A 19,858-nucleotide genomic window follows, 5' to 3' on the forward strand; every position below is an offset into this window, starting at 1 on the left:
TCCGATGGATTTCGGCGGTAGGCCCCCGGGTCAGGCCGCGACGAGAGCCCGGGCCGGACGGTCGCCGGTGTCGTCGAGCGGGGCGGTCGGGGTGGCGGGCCGGCGGCGGTTGGGCAGGGCCAACCGGAAGACCTTCCGCCAGGCCGAGAAGACCTGCCGGGGCAGTGACCCGGTGGTGTACTTCAGCCCGTACCGGTCGAACAGCGCCCGCACCTCGGGGGCGATCTCCTGGTAGCGGTTGCTCGGCAGGTCGGGGAAGAGGTGGTGCTCGATCTGGAACGACAGGTTGCCGGTCATGATGTGCAGCAGCCGGCTGCCGCTGATGTTGGCCGAACCGAGCATCTGCCGCACGTACCACTCCCCTCGGCTCTCGCCCTCGATGGAGGACTTCTCGAAGGTCTCCACGCCCTCCGGGAAGTGCCCACACATGATCACCGAGTGGCTCCACAGGTTGCGGATCAGGTTCGCGGTGAAGGTGGCGGCCATGGTGTGGAAGAACGACGGGCCGGACAGCAGCGGGTGCACGATGTAGTCCTTGAGGACCTGGCGACGGATCTTCCGGCCGACCGCGCGGACCCGGGCCCGGAACTGCGGGTCCTTGTGCCGCCCGTCCTTGAGGTTCTCCGCCAGGTCGAGGTCGTACGCGGCGATGCCGTACTCGAAGAAGCAGGCGTTGACGAAGTTGTACAGCGGCTGGCCCAGATACGCCGGGTGCCAGGGCTGGTCCTCGTCGACCCGCATGATGCCGTAGCCGAGGTCGTTGTCCTTGCCGACGACGTTGGTGAACCGGTGGTGCAGCTCGTTGTGCGAGCGCTTCCACTGGTCGGCCGGGGAGACATGGTCCCACTCCCAACTGGCGGAGTGGATCTTCGGGTCACGCATCCAGTCCCACTGGCCGTGCAGGATGTTGTGCCCGATCTCCATGTTCTCCAGGATCTTCGCCACCGAGAGCCCGGCGGTGCCGACGATCCAGGCCGGCGGGAACAGCGAGAACAGCAGCACCACCCGGCTGCCGATCTCCAGCTTGCGCTGGGTCGAGATGACCTTCCGGATGTAGGCGGCGTCGCGCTCGCCCCGAGAGGCGATCACCCGCTCCCGGATGGCGTCGAGTTCCCTGCCGAGGGTCTCGATGTCCTCGGCGGTGAGGTGGGCGATCGGGTTGGCGGCCTTCTTCTGGATGACGGTCACGTCGGCGGGTCTCCGATCAGATTTCGAGTTCGCACGGGCCGGCCGCGGCAGACACGCAGGTCTGTACGCGCACGCCGTCGCCCGGCAGGGCGGTGGTGAGCTGGCCGTTGCGCAGGTCGCGGACCGCGCCCTCGCGCAGCGGCAGGACGCAGCCGAAGCAGATGCCCATCCGGCAGCCCGACGGCATCAGCACCCCGGCGTTCTCGCCGGCGTCGAGCAGCGGGGTCGCGCCGGCCGCCTCGACCGTCACCGACGACCGGGTGAAGGTGACCGTCCCGCCGTCACCGGCGGTGATCACGGTGGGGCGGAACCGCTCGGTGTGCAGCCGCTCGGCCCGGCCCCGGGCCGACCAGTGCGCCTCGACCGCGTCGAGCAGCCCCAGCGGGCCGCAGGCCCAGGTCCGCCGGTCCAGATGGTCGGGCACCAGGGTGTCGAGTTCGGCCACCTCCAGCAGGCCCTCGACGCTGGTGTGCCGCTCCACCAGCCGGATCCCGCCCCGCTCGGCGAGGCCGCGCAGCTCCGCGCCGAAGACCACGTCGGCCGCGGTGGGCGCCGAGTGGACCAGTACCACGTCGCTGCCGGCCAGCGCGCCGGAGCGCAGCATTCCGGCCACCGGGGTGATGCCGCTGCCTGCGGTGAGGAACAGCACCCGCGACGGCGCGGGCTGCGGCAGCACGAAGTCGCCGCGCGCCTGGTCGAGCTGCACGATCGTGCCCGGCCGGACCCGGCGGACCAAATGGTTGCTGACCACACCGTCGGGGATCGCCTTGACCGTCACCGAGATCGGGTCGGTGCGACGGCCCGCGACGGAGGTCACCGAGTAGGCCCGCCACTGCCGGACCCCGTCGACGTCGACGCCGAGCCGGATGTACTGGCCCGGGACGTGCCCGCGCCAGCTGCGCCCGGGCTGGATCACCAGGGTCGCCGCGTCCCGGGTCTCCGGGCGGACCGCGACGATCCGGCCGCGCAGGTCGGCGCCGGCCCGCAGCGGGGCGACCAGGTCGAGGTAGTCCCCGGGCAGCACCGGCGTGGTCACCGTCTCGGCGAGCCGCCACAGGCGGCGCCGCAGGGATCCGTTGGTGGTGCCCGGTCGCGGAACGGTGGCGGTCATAGGACGATGGTCGCGGCGCGGGGGCATAAAATCTTGGCCTGCGAAGGTAAAGCAATCCATCCCTTTTGTGCGGGGAGAACAACTGTGGCGGAAACCTCCGGCACCACCAATCGGGCAGCCCGCCTTGAGCTGGACGAGCGGGTGGCCCGCGAACTGCGCGCCCGGCTACCGCTCGTCGCCGGGCGGACCGTCACCGCGATCACGGGCGAGGTGCCCAGCTACTCCGGCACCCTGACCGGCCAGATGCGTGACAAGATCGAAAACGCGGTGCAGATCGCGCTGGGCACGTTCCTGCAACTGCTCGAACGGTCCCAGGCCAGCGACCCCAGCACCCCCCTGGTCCCGGCGCTGGAGGCAGCGTACGCCCTGGGCAGCGGCGAGGCCCGCTCCGGCCGTAGCGTCGACGCGCTGCTGGCCGCGTACCGGGTCGGCGCCCGGGTCTCCTGGCGGGAGTTGGCCGCCTCCGCCGTGGGCATCGGGCTGCCCGCCGCCACGGTCGCCGAGTTCGCCGAGCTGATGTTCGCCTACATCGACGAGCTCTCCGCGGCCAGCGTGGCCGGGCACGCCGACGAGCTGGCCAGCGTGGGCCGGGCCCGCCGGCGGAACCTGGAACGGCTCACCCAGCAGTTGCTGGTCGGCGAGGCGGAGGACGTCCTGATACGCAGCGCGCAGCGGGCCGGCTGGCCGGTGCCGCAGACGCTCACCGTCGCGCTGCTGCCGCAGGCGAAGCTGCGCGGGGCGCTCGCGCTGCTGGACGAGCACACCCTGGAGAGCAGCGAGGAGCTGCCGGCGGGCGAGCCCGGTGAGGAGGCGGCGGTGCTGCTGATACCGGACGTGCACGGCGACCGGCGGCGGCAGCTCGCCCGGATGTTGCACGGCCGCCGCGCGGTGCTGGGACCGGCCCGGCCCTGGGCGCGGGCCTGTTCGTCCTACCGGCGCGTGGTCCGGGTGGTCGCCCTGGGCATCGCCGGTCCCAGCGACGGCGAGCCGCTGGACACCGACCGGCACCTGGCCGAGGTGCTGCTCAGCGCCGATGTCGAGGCGCTCGCCGACCTGCGCGCCCGGGTCCTGCTACCGCTGGCCACGCTGCCCGCGGCCACCGCCGAACGGCTCACCGAGACGTTGCGCTCCTGGCTGCTGCACCAGGGGCGGCGCGACGACGTCGCCGCCGACCTGTTCGTCCATCCGCAGACGGTGCGCTACCGGATGGGGCAGCTGCGTCAGCTGTACGGCGAGCGGCTCACCGATCCGCGGAGCCTGCTGGACCTGACCGTCGCGCTCGCGCTACCCGCCGGCATCCCCCCGCCGGCCTGACCGGCCCGGGCGGTGGTCGCGGTTCAGTCGAAGGCCGTCGGCCCCAGCAGGCGGATCTCCTCGACGTCCAGCCTGGCCTGCAACTCGCGCAGCACGGTGTCGTCGATCTCCTGGCGGTCACGCATCCGGATGATCTCGCTTCGCTTGTGTTCCAGCGCGGCCAGCCGCAGTCGACGCTCCGTCTCGCGGGCGGCGGTCGACTCGTCCTCCGGTTCGGCCCGCGCGGCGCCGAGGTGACCCTCGTACTCGTCCTGGAGCCGTTGCCGGGTCTCCGGGTCGGCCCCCACCCGGTCGGCGATGTCGGACAACGCGTCGAGCGTGGCCCGGGTGGCGTTCACCTGTGCCTGCCGCGCCTCTGCGGCGCGCTCCGGGTCACCGGCCAACCCGGCCCAGCTGAGCACGAACGGCAGGGTGGTGCCCTGGACCAGCATCGTCAGCAGGATCACCGTGGCGACGCCGAAGATGATCAGATCACGTTCCGGCACCGGCTCGCCGTCGCCGGTGGTCAGCGGGACGGCGAGCGCCGCCGCCAGGGAGACCGCCCCCCGGAATCCGGCCCAACCGGCGACCGTGCGCACCCGCCAGTTGACCCGGCGGGCGAGGCTCGCCTCGCGCCGGTCCAGGCGGACGACGGCGGCGATCAGGTGCAGCCAGAGCATCCGGACCAGCACCAGCACCACGGCCATCACGATCGCGATCACGATGGCGCGGGCCAGCGAGACGCTTGTGACGTTCTCCACCGCCCGCGGGATCTGCAAGCCCACCAGCACGAACAGCCCGCCGTTGATGAGGAACGTGGTGAGGTCCCAGAACGACAGAGCCAGCACCCGGGACCGGGCCCGGATCACCCGGGGACTGGCGAAGGACAGCATCAGCCCCGCGACGACCACCGCGAGCACGCCGCTCTCGTGGATGGCGTCGGCGAGCAGGAACGCCGCGAACGGAGTGATCACGCTGAGCGCGCCCTCGCGTAACGGGTCGTCGAGCCGCCTGCGGATCAGGATCACCACCGTGCCGACCAGGATCCCGGCCGCGATGCCACCGATGAACGACAGGCCGACCCGCTCGACGAGCTCGAAGGCGCTCGGCGCGGCGCCCCCGCCGAGCAGCCCGAGGGCGACGGCGAACAGCACCAGGGCGGTGCCGTCGTTGATCAGGCTCTCGACCCGCAGGGTGGTCAGCAGGCGCCGCGGCATCCGCTTGGCCAGCCCGGCCACCGCCGCGGCGTCGGTCGGGGCGAGCACCGCGCCGAGCACCCAGGCCACCGCCGGGTCGACGCCGAACCGTTGCACCACCAGCGAGACCGCCACCATCGTGACGCCGACCAGCCCGACCGCCAACAAGGCGATGATCACGATGTTCGCCCGGATCTCCCGCAGGCTGGTGGACAGGCTCTCCCGGTAGAGGATCGCCGGCAGGAACAGCAGCAGCACCACCTCGGGCGCGAGCACCACGTGCGAGAACGGCGGCAGCAGTCCGAGCAGGGCGCCCAGAATGATCAGCAGCACCGGCGGCGCGACCCGGTAGCGGCCACCGATGGTGGTGCCGACCAGCACGGTGACGCCCAGCGTGATGACCAGTAGAAGCTCGCGCATGTCGCCCCCGATCGTCGCCCCTCACATGGTGGTACGCCGACCGGCCGGGCCGGGCCGTTTCGCCGGACGACCGCGCGTCGACCGAGGTCAGCGGCCCGAGCCGGCCCTCAGGTCCTCCTCGATACGCTTCGCGGTGGCCAGCAACGGGGGCAGCAGCTCCTTGCGGATCATCTCGAACGAGCCGCGGCTGGCATGGGCGGAGACGTTGACCGCGGCGAGCACGGACCCGTTGTCGCCGCCGTGGATCGGCGCGGCCAGCGAGCGCAGCCCCTCCTCCAGCTCCTGGTCGACGAGCGCGTAACCCTGGGCGGCGATCCGGGTCAGCGTGGCGCGCAGCTTCGCCCGGTCGGTGACGGTGCGCCGGGTCAGTGGGCGCAGCTGCGCCGTGTTCAGGTACTCGTCCAGCCAGGCGGCCGGCTGCGCGGCGAGCAGAACCCGGCCCATCGAGGTCGCGTACGCGGGGAACCGGGTGCCGACGTTGATCCCGACGGTCATGATCCGCTTGGTGGGGACCCGGGCGACGTAGACGACCTCGTCGCCGTCGAGAACCGAGACCGAACACGACTCGTGAACCTGCGCGACAAGCGCCTCCATGTGCGGCTGCGCCACCTCCGGCAGGCTCAGGCTGGACAGGTAGGCGTAGCCGAGGTCGAGGATGCGCGGACGCAGCGAGAACAGCCGCCCGTCGGTGCGCACGTAGCCCAACTCGACCAGGGTGAGCAGGAACCGGCGCGCGGCGGCCCGGGTCAGCCCGGTGGTGCGGGCCACCTCGCTGAGGGTGAGCTGCGGATGTTCGGCGTCGAAGGCCCGGATCACGGCGAGGCCGCGCTCCAGCGACTGGACGAACTCACCGGATCGCGCCGTCGCCTCGTCGGTCACCGGGCCTCCTGCCGCAGCGTCTCCTGGGCCACCTTGAACGCCCGGTTCGCCGCCGGTACCCCCGCGTAGACGGCCACCTGCAGCAGGATCTCGCCGATCTCCTCGGCGGTCAGGCCGTTGCGCAGCGCGGCGCGCACGTGCATGGCCAGCTCCTCGTCGTGGTGCAGGGTGGCCAGCACCGCGAGCGTGATGACGCTGCGGGTCCGCCGGTCCAGGCCGGGGCGGGCCCAGATCTCGCCCCACGCGTAGCGGGTGATGAGGTCCTGGAAGTCGGCGGTGAACCCGTCGGTGTTGGCGACGGCCCGGTCCACGTGCGCGTCGCCCAGCACCTGCCGGCGTACCGCCATCCCGGCCTCGTGCCGCTGCTGGTCGGTCACGGGATCACCATGCCCTCCGGGTCGAAGTGGGCCGTCAACAGGCGGGTGACGGCCTCGGGTTGCTCGACGTTGGCCAGGTGCGCCGCGCCGTCCAGCACGGCCAGGCGCGCGGACGGGATCCGCTCGGCGATGTCGGCGGCGTGCCCCGGCGGGGTCGCCGGGTCGCCGGCGGCGCCGATCACCAGCGTCGCGGCGCGCACCGCCGCCAGATCCGGGCGCAGGTCCATCCCGGCGATCGCCTCGCAGCAGGCGGCGTACCCGGCCGCGGGAGTGGCCACAAGCATGTCCCGGTAGGCGGCGACGGTGTCGGGATGCGCGGCGGCGAACGCCGGGGTGAACCAGCGCTCGACGATCGCGTCGGCGATGGTGTCCAGCCGGCCGGCGCGGGCGGTGGCGGCCCGGGACCGCCAGCCGTCGGCCGGCCCGAGCGAGGCCGAGGTGCACAGCAGGGCGAGGCGGTCGATCCGGTCGGGGGCGTGCGCGGCCAGCCACATGCCGACCATCCCGCCGAGGGAGAGCCCGGCGTAGTGGACCCGCCCGGCGCCCACCTCGTCCAGCAGCCGCAGCACCTTCCGGCCGAGCAGGTCGATCGTGTACGGGCCGGGTGGCACCACCGAGGCGCCGTGGCCGAGGTGGTCGTACCGGATCACCCGGAATCGCGCGGCCAGCGCCGCGACCTGTGGCCGCCACATGGCGCCGGTGGCGCCCAGGGAGCTGCCCAGCACCAGCACCGGCGCGTCCGGTGGGCCGTCCACCGCGGTGTGCAGCCCGGCGGTCACGGCCGCGCCTCGCGGTGCAGGTCGAGAGCGCGGTCGACCAGCTCGCCGGCGGAGCCGAGCCAGGCGGCCGGGTCGAGTGCGGCGTCGACGTCCCGTTCGGACAGGTGGGCGCGGACGTCCGGGTCGGTGAGCAGCGCCTCCCGGAAGGCGGGCCGGCCGGCGGCGCGGCGGACCACGTCGTGGGCGCCGGAGCGGCCCAGGGCCGGCGCCAGCCGGGCCGCGACGGCCTCGGCGAGCAGCAGGCCGCCGCTGGCGTCGAGGTTGGCCCGCATCCGCGGCCGGTCCACTTCCAGGCCGGCCAGCATCCGGGCGGTACGGGCGGCGGCCCCGCCGGCGAGGTGCACCAGGTCCAGCAGGGGTTCCCATTCGGCGTGCCAGCCGCCGGTGGCGGCCCGCTCGTGCTCCTGCCCGGCGGCGGCGAACAGGGTGCCGACCAGCCCAGGGCCACGCCGGGCGGCGGCGGTGACCAGCACCGAGTCGACCGGGTTGCGCTTGTGCGGCATCGCCGACGACCCGCCGCGTCCGGCGCCCCCCTCGGCGACCTCCCCGACCTCGGTCTGCGCGAGCAGGCCGACGTCCAGCGCGACCTTGCCGGTGACGGCGAGCAGCCCGCCGAGGGCCGCGGCGACGTCGAGCAGGGGCTGACGGCGGGTGTGCCAGGGCAACGGGCTCGCCGCCAGGCCCAGGTGGGCGGCGAACCGGTCGACCACCACCGAACCGGCCGGGCCGTACGCGGCGAGGGTGCCGACCGCCCCGCCGAGCTGCGCGGGCAGCGCGGCGCACACCCCGGACAGCCGGGTCCGGGCCTGGACCAGGGCGACCAGCCAGCCGGCCGCCTTCAGGCCGAAGGTGGTGGGGGCGGCCTGCTGGCCGAGGGTGCGGGCGACCATCAGGGTGTCCCGGTGGGTCCGGGCGAGCCGGGCGGCGGCGTCGGCGGCGCCGGTGAGGTGCGCCAGCAACGGCCCGGCGGCCCGGACCACCACCAGCCCCAGCGCGCTGTCGAGCACGTCCTGGCTGGTGGCGCCGTGGTGCACCCAGGGGCGGGCCGGTTCGGCGACCGCGGCGGTCAGTTCCCGCACGAGCGGGACGACGGGGTTGCCGGCGGCGTCGGCCGCGGCACCGATGGCGGCCGGGTCGTACCGGTCGGCGCGGCACTGCCGGGCGATCTCGTCGGCCGTCGACGCGGGCAGCAGGCCGGCCTCGGCGCCGGCCCGGGCCAGCGCGGCCTCCACGTCCAGCATCGCCTGTAGCAGGCTGCGGTCGCCGAGTTCGGCGTCGACGTCCGGCGTGCCGGAGAGCCCGCGCAGCAGTGCCTCAGACGGCGAAGAAGACGGTCTCATGCTCTCCCTGTAGGCGGATGTCGAACTGGAACCCGTCGGCCGTCGATCGTGCCAGCAGCGTGTCACGGCGGCCGGGTTCGACGGTACGCAGCACCGGGTCGGCCGCGTTTCCCGGCTCGCCGGGAAAGTAGACCCGGGTGACCAGGCGGTGCAGCAGACCACGGGCGAACACGGACAGGGTCAGGTGCGGTGCCTCGGTCCCGCCCTCCGGGGCGGGTAGCGGCCCCGGCCGGACGGTGTGCAGCGCGTACCGGCCCTGGGTGTCGGTCTCGGCGCGGCCGAAGCCGCGGAACCCGTCGACCGCCGGTGGCCGGGCTCCGCGCGGGTCGTCGGGGTGGTCGAAGCGGCCGTCCGGGTCGGCCTGCCAGCTCTCCACCATCGCGTCGACCACGGCGGCGCCGGTGCCGTCGACGATCGACCCACGCAGCCAGAACGCACCGGCCGTGCCCTCGGGCACCACGTACGGGCCGTCGGGCCAGTGCAGCCCGATGTGCAGGTACGGCCCGACGGTCTGGGCGGGCGTGACGCCCAGTCGCTCACTCATCGTCGTCCTCGCCCTCGAACACGGTGGCCTCCCGGCCCCGCAGCACGATGTCGAACTCGTAGGCCAACGCCCATTCCGGGCGGGTGGCGGCGTGGTCGTACCGGGCGACCATCCGCTGGCGCGCCCGCGGGTCGCGGACCGCGTTGAAGACCGGGTCCTGGAAGAACAGCGGGTCGCCCGGGAAGTACATCTGGGTCACCAGCCGCTGGGTGAACGCCCGGCCGAACAGGGAGAAGTGGATGTGCGCGGGCCGCCAGGCGTTGTCGTGGTTGCGCCACGGGTAGGCACCGGGTTGCACGGTGACGAAGTGGTACCGCCCCCGCTCGTCGGTCAGGGCACGCCCGACACCGGTGAAGTGCGGGTCCAGTGGCGCCGGCCAGGTGTCGGCGGCGTGCCGGTAGCGGCCCGCGGCGTTGGCCTGCCAGATCTCGACCAGGGTGTGCGGCACGGCACGACCGTCGCCGTCCAGCACCCGCCCGTGCACGATGATCCGCTGCCCGAGCGCTTCACCGTCGTGCTGGCGGGTCAGGTCGTGGTCGAGCTCGCCGAGGCGACCCTCGCCGAGCAGCGGGCCGGTGACCTCGGTGAGCCGCTGCGGCAGGAAGACCAGCGGTTGCCGGGGGGCGCGGGTCACGGTGGAGCCGTAGCCGGGGCTGAGCAGGGGCGGGTGGGCGTCGACGTCGTCGCGCCGGTAGCCCGGCAGCACCAGTTTCCGGCCGGTGTCCTGGGTCATGGGCCGCTTCTCCCCTCGGGCTTGCGGTGCGTCGCGGGTCATCGGGCTGCCTTCAGGGCGCGCAGCACGGCGAGTTCGCCGGCGGTGGGTGGCGCGACGATGGCGAGTTCGTCGGCGATGGCGAGCGGCCATCCGGTGGCCGCGCGAGCCTGCTCGACCGTGACGCCGGGGTGCAGCCGGGTGAGGGTGAGTTCGCAGCTGGCCGGGTCGGCCTCAAGGATGCCGAGGTCGGTGATCACCGTCCGGGGCCGCCGCCGCGCAGCCCGAGGCGCGCCCGGTCGCCGGGACCGGCGCCGTAGCCGACCGAGGTGACGAAGTCGACGCGTTCGGTGAACGTACGCAGGCTCTGCCGGACGACGACCACCACCTCGCCGCAGGAGGCGGCGATCTCCGGGGCGCCACCGGCGCCGGGCAGGCGGACCTTCGGGTCTGCGTAGTCCCCGCCGATGACGGTGGTGTTGATGTTGCCGTACCGGTCGAGCTGCGCGGCACCGAGAAAGCCGACGTCGACGCGGCCGGGTTGCAGCCAGTAGTTGAACACCTCGGGCACCGAGATCACCGCGTCGGCGGTGTCGGCGAGGATGCCGTCGCCGATGGACAGCGGCAGCCGGTCGGGCTTCGCGCCGAGGCAGCCCGACTCGTAGATGAGCACCAGAGCGGGGGCGTGGGTGGCACGGGCCAGGTTCGCCGCGGTGCTGGGCAGCCCGATCCCGACGAAGCAGGCGGTCCCGTCGCGCAGCTGCCGGGCGGCGGCGACCGTCATCATCTCGTCGGCGGTGTAGCCGGCCATGCTCACTGGTGCACCTCCGCGTTGCGCACGTGCCGCGCGATCCAGTCCTGGAACGTGTCGCGGTCCCGGCTGATCTCGTCCCAGGCTACGTAGAAGTCGTTGTCGCGGACGGAGTAGCCCTGGGCGTACGACGGGTGTGCGCCGCCGGGCACGGGTGCCACCGCGCTGATCGCCCAGCCGGGCAGGACGACCTGTCCGGGTACGGGTTCGAGCTCGTCGACGATCTCCTCGACGGTGACCAGTGACCGCCGGGCGGCCAGCACCGCCTCCTTCTGCACCCCGGTGATGCCCCACATCTGCACGTTGCCCGCGCGGTCGGCCCGCTGGGCGTGCACCACGGTGACATCGGGGCGCAGGGCGGGGACCGCGGCCAGGGTCTCGCCGGTGAACGGGCAGTCGATGCTGCGGATGTTGGTGGTGTGCCGGGGCAGGTCGGTGCCGGTGTAGCCGCGCAGCACGGCGAACGGCAGGCCGGAGGCGCCGGCGACGTACCGGTTGGCCATCCCCGCGTGGCTGTGTTCCTCCAGCTCCAGCGGCCCGGGCCAGGAGTTCTGCGCGGCGTCGCGGAAGCGGTGCAACGAGCCGACGCCGGGGTTGCCGCCCCAGGAGAAGACCAGGCGGCGGGCACAGCCGGCACCGATGAGCTGGTCGTAGATGACGTCGGGTGTCATCCGCACCAGGGTCAGGTCACGCCGCCCCTGCCGGATGATCTCGTGGCCGGCGGCGAACGGGATGAGGTGGGTGAACCCTTCCAGCGCCACCACGTCACCGTCGCGGACCAACTCCGCGACGCCGTCGGACAGCGAGACGAGCTTCGCCATGGGCCTCCCCGCCTCCAATGTCGTACACCCGCCGACCGCTGTTCGGTATGCGGACCGGCGTACTTATCTCGAACGTAATCGGCGTCGGTGGGGTTCGTCAACGCGCCCCGGCCGGCCGGATTCCCGCGTCCGACCTATTGCAGAAATGTTGCGGCGATCCGTTGACGCGAGTCGAGTCCCGTGTAAATGTCCTAGATGAGAACGCCTGTTCGGCAAGCGAACAGGCGGCGCGCGGCCGGTGCCCACCTGCCGGCCGCCGCCTGCGGCTGTTCTGCGGCGCAAGGAGGATCAGCATGTCCCTGCTCGACACCGACACCTGGCACGGCCGGCTCTACAGCGACGGCTGGGTGCAGGCGGCCGGCGGCACCGCCACCGTTCGCGCCCCCGCCACCGGCGAGGAGATCGGCCAGGTCGGCGTGGCCGACGCCGACGACGTCACCCGGGCCAGCGCCCGGGCCGCCGTTGCGCAGCGGGCCTGGGCCGCCACCAGCTACGTGGAGCGAGCCGCCGTGCTACGCCGGGCCGGTGCGTTGTGGGAGCAGCACGCCGCCGAGGTCGGCGACTGGGTGGTCCGCGAGTCCGGGTCGATCCCGCCGAAGGGCGTCCTGGAGACCAGCACCGCCGCCCAGGAGTGCTACGAGGCCGCGACACTGCCCTCGCGTTCGCTCGGTGAGATCATCCCCAGCGCGCAGCCACGACTGAGCCTGGCCCGCCGGCTACCGGTCGGCGTGGTGGGCGTCATCTCACCGTTCAACGCCCCGCTGATCCTGGCCATCCGTTCGGTGGCCCCGGCGCTGGCGCTGGGTAACGCGGTGGTGCTCAAGCCGGACCTGCGTACGGCGGTCTGCGGCGGGCTGGCCATCGCCCGGGTCTTCGAGGAGGCCGGGCTGCCCGAGGGGCTGCTGCACGTGCTGCCCGGCGGCGTGGCAACCGGCGAGGCGCTGGTCGCCGACCCGCACGTGCGGGTGATCAGCTTCACCGGTTCGTCCGCCGCAGGCCGCAAGGTCGGCGAGGCCGCCGCCCGGCACCTCAAGCGGGCGCACCTGGAGTTGGGCGGCAACTCCGCGCTGGTGGTGCTCGACGACGCGGACCTGGACCTCGCCGTCTCGGCCGGCGCGTGGGGTTCCTTCCTGCACCAGGGGCAGATCTGCATGACCACCGGCCGGCACCTGGTCCACGAGAGCGTCGCCGAGCGGTACGTCACCGAGCTGGCCGCCAAGGCCGACCACCTGCCGGTCGGCGACCCCGCCAAGGAGCAGGTGGCGCTCGGACCGATCATCGACGAAGGTCAGCGCGACAAGATTCACTCACTGGTCGAGGCGAGCGTCGCCGCGGGCGCCCGGCTCGCTGCCGGCGGCACCTACGAGGGGCTGTTCTACCGCCCGACCGTGCTCGCCGACGTCACCCCGACCACCCCGGCGTACGCGCAGGAGGTCTTCGGCCCGGTCGCCCCGGTGCTCACCTTCACCGACCTGGACGAGGCGGCGGCGCTGGCCGGCGCCAGCGAATACGGGCTGTCGCTGGGCATCCTCAGTCGCGACGTGATGAAGGCGATGGCGCTGGCCGAGCGCATTCCCAGCGGCATCGTGCACATCAACGACCAGACCGTCAGCGACGAGGCGGTGGCGCCGTTCGGCGGCGTCGGCGCCTCCGGCACCGGATCCAGGTTCGGCGGGGCGGCGGCCAACGTGGAGGCGTTCACCGAGACGCAGTGGGTGACGATGCAGGGTGACATCACCCGTTACCCGTTCTGAGCCACCCTTGCACCGACAACTCAAGGAGGTACGGATGCGCACCCAGGTCGGCATCGTCGGGGCGGGACCGGCCGGTCTCATGCTGTCGCACCTGCTGCACCGGCAGGGCATCTCCTCGGTGGTGCTGGAAAGTCGCAGCCGGGACTACGTCGAACACCGGCTGCGTGCCGGGGTGCTCGAACAGGGCTCGGTCGACCTGCTCCGCGACACCGGGCTGGGCACCCGCATGGAGCGGGAGGGGATGCGGCACGAGGGCATCGAGCTGCGCTTCGACGGTGAGTCGCACCGGGTGCCGATGACCGAGCTGACCGGGCGGGCGATCACCGTCTACGGGCAGCAGGAGGTCGTCAAGGACCTGATCGCCGCCCGCCTGGCCGCTGGCGGGACGATCCTGTTCGAGGCCGAGGCGGTACGCCTTGCCGGCCTGGAGTCCGCTCCGGTGGTCCACTTCCGGCACGAGGGCCGCGAGGAGGAACTGCACTGTGACTTCGTGGTGGGCTGCGACGGCTTCCACGGGGTGAGCCGGAGCGCCGTGCCCGACGGGGTGCTGCGCAGCTACGAGCGGGTCTATCCGTTCGCCTGGCTGGGCGTCCTCGCCGCCGCCCGGCCCGCGGTCGACGAGCTGATCTACGCCCACCACGAGCGGGGCTTCGCCCTCTACAGTCTGCGCTCGCCCGAGATCTCCCGGCTCTACCTCCAGGTCCCCGCCGACGAGGACATCGCCGACTGGCCGGACGAGCGGATCTGGGCGGAGCTGCGCACCCGGCTGGAGACGGTGCCGGGCTGGACCCTCAACGAGGGCCCGATCCTGGAGAAGTCGATCACCCCGTTGCGCAGCTTCGTGGTCGAGCCGATGCAGTGGCAGCGACTCTTCCTGGCCGGCGACGCGGTGCACATCGTCCCGCCCACCGGCGCCAAGGGCATGAACCTCGCCCTCGCCGACGTGGCGCTGCTCGGCGACGCCTTCGCGGCCTGGTATGCCGACGGCAGCACCGAACTGCTCGACGGCTACTCCACCGCGGCGTTGCGTCGGGTCTGGCGGGCCCAGCAGTTCTCCTGGTGGATGACCTCGATGCTGCACCGGCTCAACGCCGACGACCCCTACGAGGCGAAGCTCCAGTCGGCCACCCTCCGGTACGTCACCACCTCGCGGGCCTACGCCACCAGCCTGGCGGAGAACTACGTGGGCCTGCCGCAGGTATGACCACGGTCCGGCCGCATCGGGGCCCCTCACCACCGGCTCCGGCGACCAGCGTCGGCGACCGTCGACAGGTTGACGTTCCGTAACTGGCACCCGCCGCTCGCCACCTGTCGGTGCGACACCTTTGCTCTGCTTCAACCTACGCAATGGCCGTTGACCTGCAAGGTGTCGATCAGTCTGGCGTTCAACGTGCGACGGCGGCTTCACCGACGGTGACCGTTGCGTGGGTTGAAGCAGAGCAAAGGAACCAGGTCGAGGGGGACTCAGCGGCAGCGGGTGACGGGGACGGCGCGAGGGAGGACGCAGCGCAGCGGGTGACGGGAGGCGCCGCGCAGGGGACGCCGCCCGACGCCGCGGCAGCGACCCGGCGCCGGTCGGAAGCTGACCCGCGCGTCCCGGTCGGGTCGTCCGATCCGGTCGGGACGTCCGGACGGACCCGGACCGTCTCCCCTGTGGAGCCGGGCCGGCCGAGAAATCGATGGCCCGGACCATGGCGCGCGGCGGCGTTACGGGGTAGAAACATCTCGACCCCGCTTCTTCACGCCGTGATACAAGTCCGCTCGGCAAGAGAGCGCTCTCACGGGTCGCGACCCACCACATCGTCGGGCGGCACTCCGACCGGCCCGACGGGAAGGAAGAACGTATGCCGACCCCACCACACCGCCGGCGTCTCGGTCGGGCCCTGGCCTTCGGCCTCGTGCTGACCACCGCCGCCGTCGCCACCAACACCCCGGTCAGCGCCGGCCCACCCCGACCGGCCGTCCCCGACCTCGGGCCCAACGTCACGATCTTCGACCCGGGCATGCCGGTCAGCCAGATCCAGGCGACCCTCGACGCGGCGCACGCCGCCCAGGTCGACAACGAGATGGGCACCACCCGGCACGCCTACCTGTTCCGGCCGGGCAGCTACGGCACCGCGGCGGAGCCCCTCCAGATCAAGGTGGGCTACTACACCGAGATCTCCGGGCTGGGCGCCTCCCCCACCGACGTGGTGATCAACGGCAAGATCGAGGCGTACAACCGCTGCCTCACCGAGGGCGGCACCGGCAACTGCATCGCGCTTGTCAACTTCTGGCGCACGCTGAACAACCTGTCGCTGTCGATCAACGCGGCCGGCCAGGACGACTGCCGCGCCTCGGCCAACTTCTGGGCGGTCTCCCAGGCGGTGTCGATGCGCCGGCTCGACGTCAGCGGCGGCGGACTGTCGCTGATGGACTACTGCACCAACGGGCCGCAGTACGCCAGCGGCGGCTTCATCGCCGACTCCCGGCTGCCCGCCACCACCAACGGCTCGCAGCAGCAGTGGCTGACCCGGAACAGCGAGGTCGAGAGCTGGTCCAACGCCGTGTGGAACCAGGTCTTCGCCGGGGTGGTCGGCGCACCCGACGACGCCGGCTTCCCCGACCCGCCGTACACCACCCTGGGCACCACCCCGCTGAGCCGGGAGAAGCCCTACCTGTACGTCGACGGCAGGGGGAAGTACCAGGTCCGCGTGCCCGCCGCGCGCCGAGACACCCGCGGCATCACCTGGGGCACCCGGATGACGCCGGGGCGGACCATCCCGATCGGCGACTTCTTCGTCGCCAAGCCGTCCGACCCGGTGCGGGTCATCAACCGGGAACTCGCCCGTGGCAAGCACCTGCTGCTCACCCCCGGGGTGTACGACGTGGCCCGCAGCATCGAGATCCGCCGGCCCGACACGATCGTGCTCGGCATCGGGCACGCCACCCTGACCGCCGTCGACGGCGCGGTGCCGCTCGACGTCGCCGGCGTGCCCGGCGTGGTGGTCGCCGGGGTCACCGTCGACGCGGGCCTCAAGGAGTCGCCGGTGCTGCTGCGGGTCGGCCGCAAGCACGGCCGCAACCACAGCACGCCGCACAACCCGATCACGCTGTCCGACGTGTACTTCCGAATCGGCGGGCCGCACATCGGCAAGACGGACACCGCGCTGGAGGTCAACAGCGACCACGTACTGATCGACCACACCTGGGTGTGGCGGGGCGACCACGGCGTCGAGGGCTTCACCGACGGCGTCAACGGCGACACCGACCGCTGGCGCACCAACACCGGCCGCTACGGCGCGGTCATCAACGGTGACCACGTGACCGCCACCGGGCTGTTCGTCGAGCACTTCCAGCGTTACAACACCGTGTGGAACGGCGAGCACGGCACCACGATCCTCTACCAGAACGAGCTGCCCTACGACCCGCCGACGCAGGCCGACTGGCACAACGGCAAGGTCAACGGGTGGGCCGGCTACAAGGTCGGCGACCGGGTCCGCCACCACACCCTGCACGGCGGCGGCGTCTACGTGTTCAACCAGAACAACCCGTCGATCCGCACCGAGAACGGCTTCGAGGTGCCGGTGCGGCCGGGCATCCGGCTGCACCACATCATGACGGTGAACCTCAGCGCCGGTGTCATCGACCACGTGGTCAACGGCGTGGGCGAGGCGGCCGACATGGACCGGGTCGGTGTGCCCGTCTACCTCACCCAGTACCCCTAGCGGTACGCCGGGAGGGGCCCCTGCCTACCGTCACGGTATGGCGGGGCCCTTCCTGTCGCGCGCTCAGTCCACCACCGGGCTGCGCCGCTCCAGCAGGACGACGTCCCGCCAGCGGCCGTGGTGGCGGCCGACCCGCTCGCGAACGCCGATCGTCCGGAAGCCGGCCCGCCGGTGCAGGGCCAGGCTGGCGGCGTTCTCGGGAAACACACCGGACTGGATCGTCCAGACGCCTGCCGCCTCCGTCGAGCCGATCAGAGCGTCGAGCAGCAGCCGGGCCACCCCCCGACCCCGGGCGTCCGGGTCGACGTAGACGGAGTGCTCCACCACCCCGGCGTAGACCGCCCGGGACGACGTCGGCGACACCGCGATCCAGCCGAGCAGTGTCCCGTCCCCGTCCACCGCGACCAGGCGGTGCGCCGGCAGCCGGCCGGCGTCGAAGTCCGCCCACGACGGCGCGACGGTCTCGAAACTGGCGTCCCCGCCGTCCAGCCCAGCCTGGTAGATCGCCAGCACCCGGTCCGCGTCGTCGGCCGTCATCGGCCGCAGCGTGACGTCGGCCATCCGGCGGCTCCGTTCATGTCGTCGGCCCAGCCGGCCCGCGGGCGGCACCGGGCAGTCCCCTCCGGCACCTCACCGTACTCCCGCTCGACCTCGTGCCGGCCCGCACGTCCGCCGCGCGCGGCCCGGTCATCGGGGTGGGCCGACGTACAGCCGGCTGACCGTCTCGGCGACACAGACCAGCTTGCCGCCGGCATCGCTGTCCACGGTCACCGTGGTGACCAGCTGCGCACCGCCCTCGATCGGGTCGACCTGACCGACGGTGGCGACGGCCCGGACCGAGGTGCCGACGCGGACCGGGGCGGGGAAGCGGACCCGGTTGAGGCCGTAGTTGACCCCCATCCGCACCCCGGCCACCCGGTAGAGCCGACCGACCAGGACCGGCAGCAGGGAGAGCGTCAGGTAGCCGTGGGCGATGGTGCCGCCGTACGGACCGGCCGCCGCCCGCTGCGGGTCGAGGTGGATCCACTGGTGATCGTCGGTGGCGTCGGCGAACAGGTCGACGCGGCGCTGGTCGACCGGGTACCACGGTCCCGGGCCGAGGGTCTCGCCGACGGCGCCGGCCAGTTCGTCGATGCTGGCGAAGCTTCTCATGCCAGGTGCCCGCCGAGTTTGGTGTAGCCGCGCAGCAGGTCGCGCGAGATGATCAGCCGTTGCATCTCGTCGGTGCCCTCGAAGATCCGGTAGAGGCGCACCTGCCGGTACCAGCGTTCGATCGGCAGTTCCCGGGTGTAGCCCATGCCGCCGTGGATCTGGAGCACCCGGTCCACCACCCGGTTGACCATGCCCGCGCCGTAGAGTTTCGCCATCGAGGAGGCGTGCCGCGGGTCCAGGCCCGCGTCGACCGTCCAGGCCGCGCGCAGGATGAGCCAACGCGCCGCCTCCAGCTCGGTCTCCGAGTCGGCGATCATCCACTGGATGGCCTGGTTGGTGCCGATCTTCGCGCCGAAGGTCTCCCGGGTGTTGGCGTGCTCGATCGCCATCCGCAGCGCGCGCTCGGCGATGCCGACGGCGTGCGAGGGGATGGTGTAGCGCCCCTTGCCGATCCACTGCATGCCGAGGGTGAAGCCCTGGCCGACCTCGCCGAGGATGTTGCGGTGCGGTACGCGGACGTCGTCGAAGACCAGCGACGCCGGCCCGCCCTCACCCATCGTCGGGATGAACTCCGACCGCCAGCCCATCGACCGGTCCACCAGGAACGCGGTCGCCCCGCCGTCGCGGGCATCCCGCTGCGGGTCGGTGACCGCGATGACGATCGCGAAGTCGGCCTCGTTGCCGCCGGTGATGAAGGTCTTCTCACCGTTGAGGATCCAGTCGTCGCCGTCGCGGCGGGCGCTGAACCGGATGTTGGCCGCGTCCGAACCGGCGCCCGGCTCGGTGATGGCGAAGCAGGAGATCCGCTCACCCTCGATCGTGGGCAGCAGGAACTCCCGTTGCTGCTCATCGGTGGCGTGGAAGAGGATGTTGTCCGCCTCGCCGCCGAACCGGAACGGCACGTACGTGCGACCGATCTCCGTCCAGATCAGCGACTGGCCGACGGCGGGCAGGTCCATGCCGCCGTACTCCTGCGGCGTGGCCAGCCCCCAGAAGCCGAACTTGCGGGCCTTGAGCTGCAACTCGCGCAGCTCGGAGCGTTCCAGGCCGACCTGGTGGGCCCGTTCCCGCCGCAGCAGCTCCTGCTCCAGCGGCATGACCTCCCTGGTGATGAAGTCGCGGGCGGTATCGCGGATGGCCCGTTCCTCGTCGGACAGCCCGAAGTCCATGTGCTCACCGGTTCCTTTCCGCGGGCGCGCTCAGCGCGCGCCACCGTTGACGTAGAGGGTCTGGCCGCTGACGTACGACGCTCGTCGCTGGCCAGGAAGGCGATCACCGAGGCGATCTCGGCGGGCTGCGCCACCCGGCGCAGCGGGGTCTGCTCGGCGGCGAGTCGCTGGTGCGCCTCGGCGGCGCTGCCGACCCGCTCGGCGGTGGGGGCGGTCATCGCGGTCGCCACGTAGCCGGGAGCCACGGCCAGGTTGGTGGTGATGACCGACTCCCACTGCGGCAGCGGCATCTTGAACAGCAGGTTTGTCGCGGGTGATCCCGGCGTTGTTGACCAGCACGTGCCAGCCGCCGAGGCTGCGTACCACCTGCTCCCCCAGCGCCGCGACGGCCTCGGCGTCGGTCACGTCGCAGCCGGAGCCGACGGCCCGCCCGCCGCCCGCCACGATCTCGTCGGCGACGGCCCGGCTGCGGTCGGCGTCGAGGTCGACCACGGCGACGGCGGCGCCCTCGGCGGCGAGGCGGTGCGCCGTGGCGGCTCCGATGCCCTGCGCGGCGCCGGTGACGACGGCGACCCGGTCGGCGAATCTGGTCACGGTTGGCTCCC

19 protein-coding genes and 1 pseudogene are annotated in these 19,858 nt (G+C 72.7%); 4 read left to right on the top strand and 16 right to left on the bottom strand.

From position 1 onward, the window contains the following. Window positions 1-30 precede the first annotated feature (30 nt). Both KIF24_RS14850 and KIF24_RS14855 read right to left on the bottom strand, forming a co-directional pair. Entirely contained in the window at window positions 31-1,188 is a 1,158-nt protein-coding gene (locus tag KIF24_RS14850) for a fatty acid desaturase family protein (protein WP_221084529.1), read from the bottom strand. Between the two features lie 16 nt (window positions 1,189-1,204). Continuing rightward, a complete protein-coding gene (locus KIF24_RS14855) occupies window positions 1,205-2,299 on the bottom strand; it encodes a ferredoxin reductase (RefSeq protein WP_221084530.1) in 1,095 nt (364 codons plus the stop codon). An 84-nt stretch (window positions 2,300-2,383) separates the two neighbouring features. Here KIF24_RS14855 and KIF24_RS14860 point away from each other — a divergent pair, with 84 nt between their 5' ends. Continuing rightward, window positions 2,384-3,613 carry a PucR family transcriptional regulator gene (locus KIF24_RS14860; RefSeq protein ID WP_221084531.1) on the top strand — a complete coding sequence of 410 codons (1,230 nt, stop codon included), beginning with the start codon at window positions 2,384-2,386 and terminating at the stop codon, window positions 3,611-3,613. A 23-nt stretch (window positions 3,614-3,636) separates the two neighbouring features. On the opposite strand, the gene KIF24_RS14865 is transcribed toward KIF24_RS14860, so the two are convergent. The 10 genes from KIF24_RS14865 to KIF24_RS14905 all read right to left on the bottom strand — a co-directional run bounded on the left by KIF24_RS14865 (window position 3,637) and on the right by KIF24_RS14905 (window position 11,471). Continuing rightward, window positions 3,637-5,208: a Na+/H+ antiporter gene (locus tag KIF24_RS14865; RefSeq protein ID WP_221084532.1), complete on the bottom strand. Its 1,572-nt coding sequence runs from the start codon at window positions 5,206-5,208 to the stop codon at window positions 3,637-3,639. A gap of 87 nt (window positions 5,209-5,295) precedes the next feature. Next, entirely contained in the window at window positions 5,296-6,087 is a 792-nt protein-coding gene (locus tag KIF24_RS14870) for an IclR family transcriptional regulator (RefSeq protein ID WP_221084533.1), read from the bottom strand. Then, window positions 6,084-6,464: a 4-carboxymuconolactone decarboxylase gene (gene pcaC / locus KIF24_RS14875; RefSeq protein ID WP_221084534.1), complete on the bottom strand. Its 381-nt coding sequence runs from the start codon at window positions 6,462-6,464 to the stop codon at window positions 6,084-6,086. The genes KIF24_RS14870 and pcaC overlap by 4 nt, the downstream gene beginning before the upstream one ends. Continuing rightward, on the bottom strand, window positions 6,461-7,243 hold the full coding sequence (gene pcaD, locus KIF24_RS14880) for a 3-oxoadipate enol-lactonase (RefSeq protein WP_331461137.1): 783 nt from the start codon (window positions 7,241-7,243) through the stop codon (window positions 6,461-6,463). Before pcaD ends, pcaC begins: the two co-directional genes overlap by 4 nt. After that, on the bottom strand, window positions 7,240-8,583 hold the full coding sequence (gene pcaB, locus KIF24_RS14885) for a 3-carboxy-cis,cis-muconate cycloisomerase (protein WP_221084535.1): 1,344 nt from the start codon (window positions 8,581-8,583) through the stop codon (window positions 7,240-7,242). The genes pcaD and pcaB overlap by 4 nt, the downstream gene beginning before the upstream one ends. Further along, window positions 8,558-9,127 carry a protocatechuate 3,4-dioxygenase subunit alpha gene (gene pcaG, locus KIF24_RS14890; protein WP_221084536.1) on the bottom strand — a complete coding sequence of 190 codons (570 nt, stop codon included), beginning with the start codon at window positions 9,125-9,127 and terminating at the stop codon, window positions 8,558-8,560. Before pcaG ends, pcaB begins: the two co-directional genes overlap by 26 nt. Beyond that, window positions 9,120-9,860 carry a protocatechuate 3,4-dioxygenase subunit beta gene (gene pcaH / locus KIF24_RS14895; RefSeq protein ID WP_221084537.1) on the bottom strand — a complete coding sequence of 247 codons (741 nt, stop codon included), beginning with the start codon at window positions 9,858-9,860 and terminating at the stop codon, window positions 9,120-9,122. Before pcaH ends, pcaG begins: the two co-directional genes overlap by 8 nt. A gap of 38 nt (window positions 9,861-9,898) precedes the next feature. Next, complete coding sequence (locus tag KIF24_RS35320; protein WP_230415618.1) at window positions 9,899-10,099, bottom strand: hypothetical protein; 201 nt, start codon at window positions 10,097-10,099, stop codon at window positions 9,899-9,901. Then, the gene (locus tag KIF24_RS14900) at window positions 10,096-10,650 is read right to left on the bottom strand and encodes a CoA-transferase subunit beta (protein WP_230415619.1); all 555 of its coding nucleotides are present in this window, start codon (window positions 10,648-10,650) and stop codon (window positions 10,096-10,098) included. Before KIF24_RS14900 ends, KIF24_RS35320 begins: the two co-directional genes overlap by 4 nt. Window positions 10,651-10,652: 2 nt before the next feature. Then, window positions 10,653-11,471 (bottom strand): CoA transferase subunit A, encoded by an 819-nt coding sequence (locus KIF24_RS14905; RefSeq protein WP_221084538.1) that lies wholly within the window; start codon window positions 11,469-11,471, stop codon window positions 10,653-10,655. Window positions 11,472-11,764: 293 nt separating this feature from the next. On the opposite strand from KIF24_RS14905, the gene KIF24_RS14910 reads away from it, so the two are divergent. The 3 genes from KIF24_RS14910 (at window position 11,765) to KIF24_RS14920 (ending at window position 16,932) form a co-directional block, all read left to right on the top strand. Next, complete coding sequence (locus KIF24_RS14910) at window positions 11,765-13,225, top strand: benzaldehyde dehydrogenase (RefSeq protein ID WP_221084539.1); 1,461 nt, start codon at window positions 11,765-11,767, stop codon at window positions 13,223-13,225. 34 nt (window positions 13,226-13,259) lie between these two features. Further along, a complete protein-coding gene (gene pobA, locus KIF24_RS14915) occupies window positions 13,260-14,429 on the top strand; it encodes a 4-hydroxybenzoate 3-monooxygenase (RefSeq protein WP_221084540.1) in 1,170 nt (389 codons plus the stop codon). Between the two features lie 640 nt (window positions 14,430-15,069). Then, window positions 15,070-16,932, top strand: a complete 1,863-nt coding sequence (locus KIF24_RS14920) for an adenylyl cyclase (protein WP_221084541.1) — start codon at window positions 15,070-15,072, stop codon at window positions 16,930-16,932. A 63-nt stretch (window positions 16,933-16,995) separates the two neighbouring features. On the opposite strand, the gene KIF24_RS14925 is transcribed toward KIF24_RS14920, so the two are convergent. The 4 genes and pseudogenes from KIF24_RS14925 to KIF24_RS14940 form a co-directional block, all read right to left on the bottom strand. Beyond that, window positions 16,996-17,493 (bottom strand): GNAT family N-acetyltransferase, encoded by a 498-nt coding sequence (locus KIF24_RS14925; protein ID WP_221084542.1) that lies wholly within the window; start codon window positions 17,491-17,493, stop codon window positions 16,996-16,998. Between the two features lie 126 nt (window positions 17,494-17,619). After that, on the bottom strand, window positions 17,620-18,084 hold the full coding sequence (locus KIF24_RS14930) for a MaoC family dehydratase (protein WP_221084543.1): 465 nt from the start codon (window positions 18,082-18,084) through the stop codon (window positions 17,620-17,622). After that, window positions 18,081-19,253: an acyl-CoA dehydrogenase family protein gene (locus KIF24_RS14935; RefSeq protein ID WP_221084544.1), complete on the bottom strand. Its 1,173-nt coding sequence runs from the start codon at window positions 19,251-19,253 to the stop codon at window positions 18,081-18,083. The genes KIF24_RS14930 and KIF24_RS14935 overlap by 4 nt, the downstream gene beginning before the upstream one ends. A gap of 30 nt (window positions 19,254-19,283) precedes the next feature. Beyond that, window positions 19,284-19,847, bottom strand: a pseudogene (locus tag KIF24_RS14940) (SDR family oxidoreductase). Window positions 19,848-19,858 lie beyond the last annotated feature (11 nt).

Source organism: Micromonospora tarapacensis (assembly GCF_019697375.1).
Taxonomy (GTDB): domain Bacteria; phylum Actinomycetota; class Actinomycetes; order Mycobacteriales; family Micromonosporaceae; genus Micromonospora; species Micromonospora tarapacensis.

Excerpts from the sequence above, each read along its gene's own strand:
- KIF24_RS14855 (WP_221084530.1), bottom strand. The coding sequence starts at position 2,299 with ATGACCGCCACCGTTCCGCGACCGGGCACCACCAACGGATCCCTGCGG.
- KIF24_RS14865 (WP_221084532.1), bottom strand. The coding sequence starts at position 5,208 with ATGCGCGAGCTTCTACTGGTCATCACGCTGGGCGTCACCGTGCTGGTC.
- pcaB (WP_221084535.1), bottom strand. The coding sequence starts at position 8,583 with ATGAGACCGTCTTCTTCGCCGTCTGAGGCACTGCTGCGCGGGCTCTCC.
- pcaG (WP_221084536.1), bottom strand. The coding sequence starts at position 9,127 with ATGAGTGAGCGACTGGGCGTCACGCCCGCCCAGACCGTCGGGCCGTAC.
- pcaH (WP_221084537.1), bottom strand. The coding sequence starts at position 9,860 with ATGACCCAGGACACCGGCCGGAAACTGGTGCTGCCGGGCTACCGGCGC.
- KIF24_RS14900 (WP_230415619.1), bottom strand. The coding sequence starts at position 10,650 with ATGGCCGGCTACACCGCCGACGAGATGATGACGGTCGCCGCCGCCCGG.
- KIF24_RS14905 (WP_221084538.1), bottom strand. The coding sequence starts at position 11,471 with ATGGCGAAGCTCGTCTCGCTGTCCGACGGCGTCGCGGAGTTGGTCCGC.
- KIF24_RS14910 (WP_221084539.1), top strand. The coding sequence starts at position 11,765 with ATGTCCCTGCTCGACACCGACACCTGGCACGGCCGGCTCTACAGCGAC.
- pobA (WP_221084540.1), top strand. The coding sequence starts at position 13,260 with ATGCGCACCCAGGTCGGCATCGTCGGGGCGGGACCGGCCGGTCTCATG.
- KIF24_RS14920 (WP_221084541.1), top strand. The coding sequence starts at position 15,070 with ATGCCGACCCCACCACACCGCCGGCGTCTCGGTCGGGCCCTGGCCTTC.
- KIF24_RS14925 (WP_221084542.1), bottom strand. The coding sequence starts at position 17,493 with ATGGCCGACGTCACGCTGCGGCCGATGACGGCCGACGACGCGGACCGG.
- KIF24_RS14930 (WP_221084543.1), bottom strand. The coding sequence starts at position 18,084 with ATGAGAAGCTTCGCCAGCATCGACGAACTGGCCGGCGCCGTCGGCGAG.
- KIF24_RS14935 (WP_221084544.1), bottom strand. The coding sequence starts at position 19,253 with ATGGACTTCGGGCTGTCCGACGAGGAACGGGCCATCCGCGATACCGCC.